Source organism: Streptomyces sp. NPDC054847 (genome assembly GCF_053610925.1).
The window spans coordinates 1-9,518 of sequence record NZ_JBSGZJ010000281.1 but is presented as its reverse complement, the minus strand read 5'-3'; the positions used below and the strand labels follow the sequence as shown (position 1 = coordinate 9,518).

Genomic DNA, 9,518 nt, shown 5'->3' with positions numbered 1-9,518 from the left:
GCGGCCGGACCGCGTCGCTGATCGCGGCCGCCGCGGCGCTCGGCGTGGTGACGGGAGCGGCCACCGGCTACACCGTTCAGTACCACCGCGAGCCCACACCGCTGCCGGTGCTCTCGCAGCCGGAGATCAAAACCCCGAAACCTGTCCGGGCGGGCAGCGACACCACCGCGAGGTCGGTGTCCGTGAACCGCTGGGTGAAGACCGACGGCGATCTCCGTCAGCTGCTGGTCCCGCGGCCCAAGGGCGCGAAGGAGGAGCAGGAGGCCCAGCTGGAGGACCTCTTCTCCTTCGCGACCTGGTTCGAGGACGAGGACCACATGTTCGAGGACCTGGCGGAGCACGACTTCCGCCGGGCCGCGACGGTCAGCTGGTCGCAGGGCGGGAAGGTCTACGTCGACATCAGTCTGGTGCAGTTCCGGGAGACCACGGAGATCAACGCCGAGCGGTTCGGCGAGGGTCAGCAGGCGTACATGAGCGACGACGACTGGGCGGGCAACGAGGGAGAGCCCGTGCCCGGCAGCAGCAACGCCCGTACGTACGTCTTCGACGAACCCCTGCGCGAGGCGGGATACGAGCCTTTGTACCAGGGCCGGGCGGTGGCCTGGCGCGGTGATGTCGTGATGATCATCGAGTACGCGAACAACTCGGGACCGGTCGACGAGAAGGACCTGAAGTCGCTCGCCAAGCGTCAGTTGGAGCGACTGTGACCGAGCAGACCGAGCAGGCCGAGCAGGCCGAGCACGCAGAGCCGCAGCAGCCCGAGTCCGAGCGGACCGCCCCCGGCAGCCCCCGCCGCCGACCGCCGGTGGCGCTCGTCGCCACGGCCGTGAGCCTGGCCCTTCTCGCCGGCGCGGGCGCCTGGGGCTGGTCGGCCCTGAAGCGCGCCGACCGCAGCGCGCCCACCGTCATCTGGGCGGAGCCCGCCGAGCATCCGGAGCTGGACTTCCCGGCGGCGGAGCCCACCGGACTGGCCGCCCAGCTGCTGCCCCTGTCGGTCCGGTACGTGGCGGGTCCGGACATGGACGAGTACGGCAACGACAGTTCGCTCGGCGCCGAGCGCGCCGTCGCACTGTTCAAGCAAGGATCGCGCGGCCTGCCGAGCGCGCAGCGCAAACGGCACGACAAGGCCGTCGAGAAGCTCCGCGTCAAGGGCCTCGCCGCACGCAGCTACCGCGACATCGACGGAACGTACATCGTGGAGACCCGGCTGGCGCAGATGGAGAACAGCAAGGCGGTCCGGGACATGGCGGACATCCGGAAGGAGATGGCCGACGCGCTCGGGGTGTTCCGGAAGGGCCCGAAGGTCAAGGGGCATCCGAAGGCCGTGTGCCATCTGCTGCCGGAGAACGACGACCTGGAGCTGGACGCCATGGTCTGCACCGCCCATGTGGGCGAGATCCTGGTGACCACCTACGCGTACGGCTCCGAGTCGCTGCCCACGGGGACCATCGCGGAGATGTTCCGCGACCAGCTCGACCACATCGCTTCGCCCGGGGAGTCCGTGTGACCGACCAGACCGCCGTTACGACGGCACCCGAGTCCGCGCCCGAGTCCGAAGCGCTGCTCCCGGCGCCCGCCGTGTCCCCCGCCCCGCGGAACCGGCGGAAGGTACGGGCTGTGCTGCGCTGGACGGCCGCCGTGCTCGTCTTCGCCGCGGCCGGAACCGGCACGGCCTTCGGTATCGCCTCCCAGGAGCGCACCGAGGTGCCCGGCCTGTCCACGCTGGGCGACGGACGCTGGGACTACCCGAAGCTCACCAAGCCGGTGCTGCCGCCCGGCGCCCCGCTCCCCTTCGTCCAGGAGAACCCGGGCGAGATCCACTACGCGGACCTGGAGCAGCTGCTGCTTCCGGCGCCGACGGGTGCCACGGCGGATCCGACTCTGCGGGGCGAGCGCGGCAGGGTGCCGGTCGAGCGGTATCTGCAGGAGTACGCCGAGGACAGCAGGGAAGACCTGCGCGAGCACCTCACCGAGGGCGGCCTGCGCCACATCGCGGCGCGCGGCTGGTCGATGTCCGACGGCACATCGGTGCGGATCTTCCTGCTTCGCTTCCACACCTCGGCACTCGCCGGGAACTACTTCCGCGCTCAGCTCGGCGGTGCGCCGGACACGATGGTCCGACTCGTGGACGTCGAGGAGATGGCCTCGTACGACCAGGGGTACGGCAACGACGCCAAGGTGGCCTCCACGGAGCGTTACGTATACGACGAGGCCACGCCCCGCGGGCCCGTCCACGTCAGGCACGCGGACATGACAGCCGGCGACATCGTCGCCCTGGTCGTGGTCTCCCGTAAGGGTGAGGCCCCGCTCGTGCCCTTCCACCAGACCGTCGTCCTGCAGAACCAGCTGCTCGGCTGACGCGGACCTCACAGAACGGGCCGGGCACCCGCCCACTAAGCTGGGGCCCGGCCCGCTTTCGCCTCCACGCTCATTCGAGGAGCACCCCGTGATCGTTTTCTTCGAAGCTCTGCTGGTTCTGGTCTGCGTCGGCGTCCTCGCCTTCGCCGGTCTGACCGTGAAGAAGCTGTACCAGGGCCAGCGGTAGTCACCCGTACCCTCGGGACCCGTACCACTCGACACCCTAGAGATCGACAGAGCTGCTCATGATCGAGATCCCGTCCGACCTGAACCCGGACCTCGTCCCCCTCGCGTTCCTGCTGGGCACGTGGGAGGGCGCGGGCGTCGCCGACTTCCCCGGCGCCGAGAAGTGCAACTTCGGCCAGTCAGTGACCTTCAGCCACGACGGCCGGGACTTCATCGAGTACGTCTCGCACTCCTGGGTCCTCGACACCGAGGGCAACAAGGTCAAGCCGCTGGAGAGCGAGTCCGGCTACTGGCGCATCGACAAGGAGCGCAAGGTCGAGGTCGTCATGGTCCGTGACCAGGGCATCGTGGAGATCTGGTACGGCGAGCTCGCCCACCAGAAGCCGCAGATCGACCTGGCGACGGACGCCGTCGCCCGCACCGCGGCCTCCGGCCCGTACAGCGGCGGCAAGCGGCTGTACGGCTACGTGAAGAGCGACCTGATGTGGGTGGGCGAGAAGGCCACCCCCGAGGTGTCGCTGCGCCCGTACATGTCGGCGCACCTGAAGAAGGTCGTCACCCCCGAGCAGGTCGAGTCGTGGGCGAAGGACCTCGGTGACCTGCCCGACGACGGCATCGCCTTCTTCAAGTAGGGCTCTTTCTCGGACACGGCACTCCGCCGGCAGGACATCCTCTTCGCACCGGACGGCCGCCGGACGGTGCGCGCTGCCTACACTGGGGGCGTGGTGAGCACCGACTGGAAGAGCGATCTGCGGCAGCGCGGCTACCGGCTGACCCCGCAGCGCCAGCTTGTCCTCGAGGCCGTCGACTCCCTTGAGCACGCCACGCCGGACGAGATCCTCGGCGAGGTGCGCAAGACCGCGTCCGGAGTGAACATCTCCACGGTGTACCGGACGCTGGAGCTGCTCGAGGAGCTGGGCCTCGTCTCGCACGCCCATCTCGGGCACGGCGCGCCCACCTACCATCTCGCCGACCGGCACCACCACCTCCATCTGGTGTGCCGGGACTGCACGGAGGTGATCGAGGCGGACGTCTCGGTCGCCGCGGAGTTCACCGCCAAGCTGCGTGAGACGTTCGGCTTCGAGACGGACATGAAGCACTTCGCCATCTTCGGGCGCTGCAAGGACTGCACGGCGAAGGCCGCGGGAGCCGAGTCGTAGGCTGGGGCCATGTCATCGACCAGCCCACTGTTGTCCCTGCCCGGCGCGGTCCCCGCCGAAGGGCGCGACGAAGGGGTCGCCGCGCACTACGGCGACCTGTTCCGTGAGCAGCGTTCCCTCGCCGACGGCAAGGGTTTCGTCGACCTGTCGCACCGCGGGGTCGTCACCGTCACCGGCGAGGAACGGCTGAGCTGGCTGCATCTGCTGCTCACCCAGCACGTGAGCGAGCTGTCCCCCGGGCAGGCCACGGAGGCGCTGATCCTCTCCGCGCACGGTCACATCGAGCACGCCCTGTATCTCGTCGACGACGGCGAGACGGTCTGGGCGCACGTCGAACCGGGCACGCGCGAGGCGCTCATCGCCTACCTGGAGTCGATGAAGTTCTTCTACAAGGCCGAAGTCGCCGACCGAACCGACGAATTCGCGGTCGTCCACCTGCCGGCGGGGTCCATCGCCGAGGTGCCCGAAGGCGTCGTCGTACGGGAGACGGCGTACGGCCGCGACCTGTTCCTGCCGCGCGCCGGCCTCGAGGCGTTCGCCGGGGAGGCAGGGCCGGCCGTGGGGATCCTCGCGTACGAGGCGCTGCGGGTGGAGAGCCATCGTCCGCGTCTCGGGTTCGAGACCGACCACCGCACGATCCCGCACGAGCTGGGCTGGATCGGCAGCGCCGTGCACCTCCAGAAGGGCTGCTACCGCGGGCAGGAGACCGTCGCGCGTGTCCACAACCTGGGGAAGCCGCCGCGCCGCCTGGTCTTCCTCCACCTGGACGGCAGCGAGGTGCACCTGCCCCCGCCCGGTACCCCCGTCCGCCTCGCCTCCGACGGGGCCGAGGGCCGCCAGCTCGGCTTCGTGACGACGTCCGCCCGCCACTACGAGCTGGGGCCGATCGCGCTCGCGCTGGTGAAGCGGAACGTGCCGGTGGACGCCGAGCTGCTGGCCGGCGACACGGCGGCCGCGCAGGAGACGGTCGTCGAGCCGTAGCGCCGACGACCGCCGCCGGGGCCGGTCCGAACGAGAGCCCTAGACCTCGATCAGCACGGTGAACGGGCCGTCGTTGGTGAGCGAGACCCGCATCTTCGCTCCGAACCGGCCCGTTTCCACGTGCGCGCCGAGCGCCCGCAGCTGCGCCACCACCTCGTCGACAAGCGGCTCGGCCACCGGGCCCGGGGCCGCCGCGTTCCATGTGGGGCGGCGACCCTTGCGGGCGTCCCCGTAGAGGGTGAACTGCGAGATCACCAGCAGGGGGGCGCCCACGTCCGAGCAGGACTTCTCGTCCTCGAGCATACGAACCGACCATAGCTTTCTGGCCAGTTGCCCCGCCTTCTCCTCGGTGTCCGTGTGCGTGACCCCCACCAGCACACACAGCCCTTCGCCGGTGATCTCACCGACGGTCTCCGGTCCCGACTCGCCGGGCACCACGACGCTCGCGCCGTCGACCCTCTGTACCACTGCTCGCATACGGAGCAACCTATCGGGGCCGTCCGGGCCGCCATTCAGGGCCGAACGGGTGCGATGCGCCTGCAAGGGGACGTATCGGAGTGGCACCATGCACGAAGGCGGTGCAACCCCTCGGCCCTCCGGGCCCGGGAAGGACCATGCACCGGTCGAGGGGACGGACACACGCACATGAGCACTTCTGGCGCCGGGCAGTCGCTCGGTCCCGTACCGATCCGGCCGCACTCCGCTTCCGCGGTCCGCCCGCCGCGGCAGCGCAGTGGCGCCGAACTGCCCGCGCACCCGGTGCACGACCTCACCGCGCTGCGCCTGCCCGAGCTGCGCACCCTGCGCCGGGACTCGCAGCGCGACGAGGCCGACCTCAGCTATGTGCGGCGGCTGGTCCAGGGCCGTATCGACATCCTCCGGGCCGAGCTGGCCCGCCGTAAGGACCCGGGCACGGCCGGCGACGCACCCGGGACACCGGTGGTGGACCGGCTGGTCGTGGACCGGCTGTCGGAGATCCTCGCCGACCCGCCGTCCACACGCGGGTCCTCCGCCCGCCATGTGACGCTCTCCACACCGCGCGGCGAGGAGTACCGGCGGCTCGCCTCCGAGATGCTCGACGAGGTCCAGCTCTCCGACCTCGACGCCCGCACGGACGAGGAGTTGCACACGGCGATGGGCCGGCTGCTGGGCTACGAGCAGCAGGTCTCGCACCGCCGCCGGCTGCTCCAGCGGACGGCCGACGATTGCAGCGCCGAGATCGCCCGCAGGTACCGTGAAGGCGAAGCACAAGTAGACGACCTGCTCACGTGAAGCGATCCTTCCGGTGGGCGGATCCCCTGCCCCGGAAGGCCGCCGATGTCCTCCTCGTCCTCCTCCAGCCACGCCGCCGCCATAGCCCCGGTCCTCGCCGAGGTGGTGCGTTCCGGCTTCGTGGAGGGCCGGCACAGGGGATCGCTCGTCGTCCTGGCCGCGGACGGCAGCGTGGAACTGGCGCTCGGTGACCCGTCGCTGCCCGTCTTCCCTCGCTCGTCCAACAAGCCGATGCAGGCCGCGGCCGTGCTGCGGGCCGGGCTGGACATCGACGGGGAGCGCCTGGCGCTCGCCGCGGCCAGTCACTCGGGCGAGGCCTTCCACCTCGAGCTCGTACGCAAGATGCTCGCCGGCCACGGGCTGACCGCCGACGAGCTGCTGACCCCGGCGGACCTGCCGCTCGACCCGGTGGAGGCCGAGGCGTACCTCGCGTCGGGGCAGGTGCGCGACAAGGTCGCCATGAACTGCTCCGGCAAGCACGCCGCCATGCTCGCGGTCTGCGCCGTGAACGGCTGGGACCGCAAGGGCTACCTGGACGCCGCCCACCCCCTTCAGCGGCTGGTCCGCACGGTGGTCGAGGACGCGGCGGGCGAACCGGTCGGCGCCGTCGGCACGGACGGCTGCGGCGCACCGCTGATGGCCGTCTCCCTGACGGGCCTGGCCCGCGCCTTCCGGCACTTCGTGCTCGCCGCGCCCGGTTCGGCAGAGCGCCGCGTCGCGGACGCGATGCGCGCCCACCCGGAGTACGTCGCCGGTACCCGCCGGCCCGACACCTGGCTGATGCGCGAGGTGCCCGGCACGCTTTCCAAGATGGGTGCGGAGGCGGTGCAGGCGGTGGCGCTGGCGGACGGCCGGGCGCTGGCGTTCAAGATCGACGACGGTTCCACCCGGGCGCTGGGGCCCGTGCTGGCGCGGACGCTCACGCTGATGGGCGTGGATTCGCCCGTGGTGGCCCGGATCGGGCACCTGCCGCTGCTCGGCGGGGGCGTCGAGGTCGGGTCGGTGCGGGCGGCGTTCTGACGCCCGTGGCGGCGGAAATCCGGATGCGGCGGCTTTGTCCGCCCGCCTAGCGTGGTGTCCATGACTGTCGAAACGCGCCTGATCGCCGAGTCCGAGTACCCCGACTGGCTCAGGGCGCTGGCCACGGGCTTTCTCCGGCCGCCGGTGGTCACCGACGAGGAAGTGGCCGACCGCCGGGCGGGTACGGACCTCGGCAGGGTCAGGGGCGCGTTCGACGCCGGCCGGTGTGTGGCGACGTACCGTTCCTTCGCCCAGCAGCTCACCACGGTCGGCGGCGCACGGCTCGCGGCGAGTGCCGTCTCCAACGTCACGGTCTCCCCGACGCACCGCCGCCGGGGCCTGCTCAGCCGGATGATCGACGCCGATCTCGCCGAGGCCAAGGAGCGCGGCGACAGCGTCTCGACGCTGATCGCCGCCGAGTACCCGATCTACGGCCGGTACGGCTACGGCCCGGCCACCACCACTGCCGAGTGGTCCGTGGACGTGCCCCGAGCCGGCCTCGACCCGCGGGCCGCGGGCCCGGACGACGGCGGCCGAATCGACCTGGTCGACGGTGACGACGTACGCAAGCTCGGCCCGGAACTCCATCAGCGGCTGGCGGCCACGCAGCACGGCGTCGTCGACCGCGACGAGCGCTGGTGGCGGGTGAACACCGGCCTGGCGCAGCTTCCCGCGCATCCGTGGACGGAGCCGTTCTACGCCGTGTACCGCTCGCCGGACGGCACGGTCGAGGGGCTGCTGACGTATTCGGCGGACGACAAGTGGGGCGACGGCAAGCAGCCGCTCAACACGGCCGCCGTGCGCGACATGATCGCGTTGAGCCCGGCCGCGGAGCGCGCCCTGTGGCGCTTCGTCTGCTCGGTCGACTGGATCACCACGGTCCGCTCCGGCCGACGCGCCCCGGACGACCTGTTGCCCCACCTGCTGCCCGACCCGCGTGCGGCGCGGATCGTCACGCAGGCGGATTTCCTGTGGCTGCGGCTCCTGGACGTCCCGGCCGTGCTGACCGCGCGGACGTACCAGGGCTCGGAAGCCTTGGTGCTCGACGTGCGGGACGACTCGGCGCTGGCGTCCGGCCGCTTCCGGCTGGACGCGTCGCCGTCGGGCGCGTCCTGCACGCCCTCTTCGCAGTCGCCGGACCTGACCCTGGACGTACGGGAATTGGCCACGCTCTGCCTGGGTGACGAGTCCGCGACCCGCCTCGCGGCCCTGGGCCGCATCGACGAGCACACCGCGGGTGCGGTGGCGCGGGCGGACCTGCTGTTCCGTACGGGACGCCGGCCCTGGTGCCCGGACGTGTTCTGAGATCTCGGCGGGCGGGCCTACGGCATCGCGCTCAGGCCCCGGCGGTCAGCGCGGGGGCCACGAGCAGGAAGCCGCCGATGGTGGCGCAGGTGGAGTTCTCGGACCTGAGACCGATGGTCAGCAGGGCCAGGCCGAATGCGGCCGTGAGACCGAAGCGCCATTGCACGTACTGCTCGACGACCAGGGACACCAGAGGCACGGCTGTTCTCCTCACGCTCAAAAGGGGGAGTTGTGGACGAAGTCAGCCGAGTTGGCAGCCAACTTGTAGAAGTTGTCCCCGGTTGGCCAAGATAGATAAACAAGTCCCTGGTAACTCCCGCCATGCGCGGTGAAGTTGTAGCGTTCAGGTGTGACCCACGAGCAACAGGCAGTGGCCGCCCGGGGCAAGCCCTCGTACGGTGAGGTGGCAGAGGTCCTGACCGATCGCATCCGTACCGGTCTGCTGAGAGCCGGTGAGCGGATGCCGACGCAGGAACAGCTTGCCGCCGAGTTCGGCGTCGAACGGCGCACGGTCCGCCAGGCGCTGGAGCTGCTGCGCGACGCGGGTCTGATCACGGAGGGCGGCAAGGGCGCGCCCGCCCGGGTCTCCGTCCCGCCTCAGCGGGATGCGGAGGAGACGCCCAGGACGACGGCCGCCGCGCTGGGACCGCGTCTGGTCGAGGCGTTCGAGGCGCCGAACGTGCGGGTCGACGCGGTCTGTCTCACCACGGAGACCCTCAACCAGGCCCTCGCCGAACCGCTGCGGCGGGTCCAGGCGCGGGAGATCGCGACGCCGGAAAGCGTCCGCGTCAGGGTCCTCGTGCCGGCGCACGACATGAGGCTGGCCTTCCCGCGGCCGGCGGAGGGGGCTGCCGACGACGACAAGGTGCACCGGCACTGGCAGGTGCGGCGCGACGGTCACGGGCGGGGACTGCTGCTGAGCCTCGAGGCCCTGGCGACCCGGGGCATCGACGTCGAGGTGACGCTGAGGACGCTGCCCTTCACGCCGCCTGTGAAGCTCTATCTGCTGAACGGCGCGGAGGCGCTCTTCGCGTACTACAACGTCCATGAGCGCACGGAGCGCATCGCCGGTGCGGAGACGAGGATCTTCGACGCCCTCGGCAGCGACTCGACGCTCTTCCCCTTCGAGTCCGGCGGGGGACGGCGGGACCAGGCGTTCGTGGCCCAGTCGCAGACGTGGTTCGACAGCCTCTGGGGCACGCTGGCCGCGGACGTCGTGTTCGACGGCTGATCAGC

At 71.1% G+C, this 9,518-nt stretch carries 12 protein-coding genes; 10 read left to right on the top strand and 2 right to left on the bottom strand.

The window, feature by feature from the left end; translation table 11 throughout:
* The 6 genes from ACWGH4_RS24015 to ygfZ form a co-directional block, all read left to right on the top strand.
* Positions 1 to 707 (top strand): hypothetical protein (locus ACWGH4_RS24015; protein WP_453464340.1); only part of this gene is annotated, 707 nt, incomplete at its 5' end.
* On the top strand, positions 704 to 1,507 hold the full coding sequence (locus tag ACWGH4_RS24010) for a hypothetical protein (RefSeq protein WP_453464337.1): 804 nt from the start codon (positions 704 to 706) through the stop codon (positions 1,505 to 1,507). The genes ACWGH4_RS24015 and ACWGH4_RS24010, both read left to right, overlap by 4 nt.
* Positions 1,504 to 2,358 (top strand): hypothetical protein, encoded by an 855-nt coding sequence (locus ACWGH4_RS24005; RefSeq protein WP_453464335.1) that lies wholly within the window; start codon positions 1,504 to 1,506, stop codon positions 2,356 to 2,358. Before ACWGH4_RS24010 ends, ACWGH4_RS24005 begins: the two co-directional genes overlap by 4 nt.
* A 245-nt stretch (positions 2,359 to 2,603) precedes the next feature.
* Positions 2,604 to 3,176, top strand: coding sequence for an FABP family protein (locus ACWGH4_RS24000; protein ID WP_441266801.1), 573 nt, complete (start codon positions 2,604 to 2,606; stop codon positions 3,174 to 3,176).
* Between the two features lie 90 nt (positions 3,177 to 3,266).
* Positions 3,267 to 3,704 carry a transcriptional repressor gene (locus ACWGH4_RS23995; protein ID WP_441266800.1) on the top strand — a complete coding sequence of 146 codons (438 nt, stop codon included), beginning with the start codon at positions 3,267 to 3,269 and terminating at the stop codon, positions 3,702 to 3,704.
* A 9-nt stretch (positions 3,705 to 3,713) separates the two neighbouring features.
* On the top strand, positions 3,714 to 4,685 hold the full coding sequence (gene ygfZ, locus ACWGH4_RS23990; RefSeq protein WP_453464330.1) for a CAF17-like 4Fe-4S cluster assembly/insertion protein YgfZ: 972 nt from the start codon (positions 3,714 to 3,716) through the stop codon (positions 4,683 to 4,685).
* A 39-nt stretch (positions 4,686 to 4,724) separates the two neighbouring features.
* On the opposite strand, the gene dtd is transcribed toward ygfZ, so the two are convergent.
* The gene (gene dtd / locus ACWGH4_RS23985) at positions 4,725 to 5,162 is read right to left on the bottom strand and encodes a D-aminoacyl-tRNA deacylase (RefSeq protein WP_453464328.1); all 438 of its coding nucleotides are present in this window, start codon (positions 5,160 to 5,162) and stop codon (positions 4,725 to 4,727) included.
* A 168-nt stretch (positions 5,163 to 5,330) separates the two neighbouring features.
* Between dtd and ACWGH4_RS23980 the strand changes: the two genes are divergently transcribed.
* From ACWGH4_RS23980 to ACWGH4_RS23970, 3 genes are read left to right on the top strand one after another with little or no spacing between them, the layout of a single operon-like run.
* Complete coding sequence (locus ACWGH4_RS23980) at positions 5,331 to 5,957, top strand: RsiG family protein (RefSeq protein ID WP_453464326.1); 627 nt, start codon at positions 5,331 to 5,333, stop codon at positions 5,955 to 5,957.
* A 45-nt stretch (positions 5,958 to 6,002) separates the two neighbouring features.
* Positions 6,003 to 6,977, top strand: coding sequence for an asparaginase (locus tag ACWGH4_RS23975; RefSeq protein WP_453464323.1), 975 nt, complete (start codon positions 6,003 to 6,005; stop codon positions 6,975 to 6,977).
* 60 nt (positions 6,978 to 7,037) lie between these two features.
* On the top strand, positions 7,038 to 8,282 hold the full coding sequence (locus ACWGH4_RS23970; RefSeq protein ID WP_453464320.1) for a GNAT family N-acetyltransferase: 1,245 nt from the start codon (positions 7,038 to 7,040) through the stop codon (positions 8,280 to 8,282).
* A 31-nt stretch (positions 8,283 to 8,313) separates the two neighbouring features.
* Here the strand turns inward: ACWGH4_RS23970 and ACWGH4_RS23965 are convergent, their stop codons facing one another.
* Positions 8,314 to 8,481: a hypothetical protein gene (locus tag ACWGH4_RS23965; RefSeq protein WP_244258216.1), complete on the bottom strand. Its 168-nt coding sequence runs from the start codon at positions 8,479 to 8,481 to the stop codon at positions 8,314 to 8,316.
* Between the two features lie 150 nt (positions 8,482 to 8,631).
* Here ACWGH4_RS23965 and ACWGH4_RS23960 point away from each other — a divergent pair, with 150 nt between their 5' ends.
* Positions 8,632 to 9,513 carry a GntR family transcriptional regulator gene (locus tag ACWGH4_RS23960; protein WP_453464317.1) on the top strand — a complete coding sequence of 294 codons (882 nt, stop codon included), beginning with the start codon at positions 8,632 to 8,634 and terminating at the stop codon, positions 9,511 to 9,513.
* The last annotated feature ends 5 nt before the right edge of the window (positions 9,514 to 9,518 follow it).

What these genes read in the sequence shown, in the direction of transcription:
- ACWGH4_RS23970 (WP_453464320.1), top strand. Translation starts at nt 7,038, where the DNA reads ATGACTGTCGAAACGCGCCTGATCGCCGAGTCCGAGTACCCCGACTGG.
- ACWGH4_RS24000 (WP_441266801.1), top strand. Translation starts at nt 2,604, where the DNA reads ATGATCGAGATCCCGTCCGACCTGAACCCGGACCTCGTCCCCCTCGCG.
- dtd (WP_453464328.1), bottom strand. Translation starts at nt 5,162, where the DNA reads ATGCGAGCAGTGGTACAGAGGGTCGACGGCGCGAGCGTCGTGGTGCCC.
- ACWGH4_RS23975 (WP_453464323.1), top strand. Translation starts at nt 6,003, where the DNA reads ATGTCCTCCTCGTCCTCCTCCAGCCACGCCGCCGCCATAGCCCCGGTC.
- ACWGH4_RS23980 (WP_453464326.1), top strand. Translation starts at nt 5,331, where the DNA reads ATGAGCACTTCTGGCGCCGGGCAGTCGCTCGGTCCCGTACCGATCCGG.
- ygfZ (WP_453464330.1), top strand. Translation starts at nt 3,714, where the DNA reads ATGTCATCGACCAGCCCACTGTTGTCCCTGCCCGGCGCGGTCCCCGCC.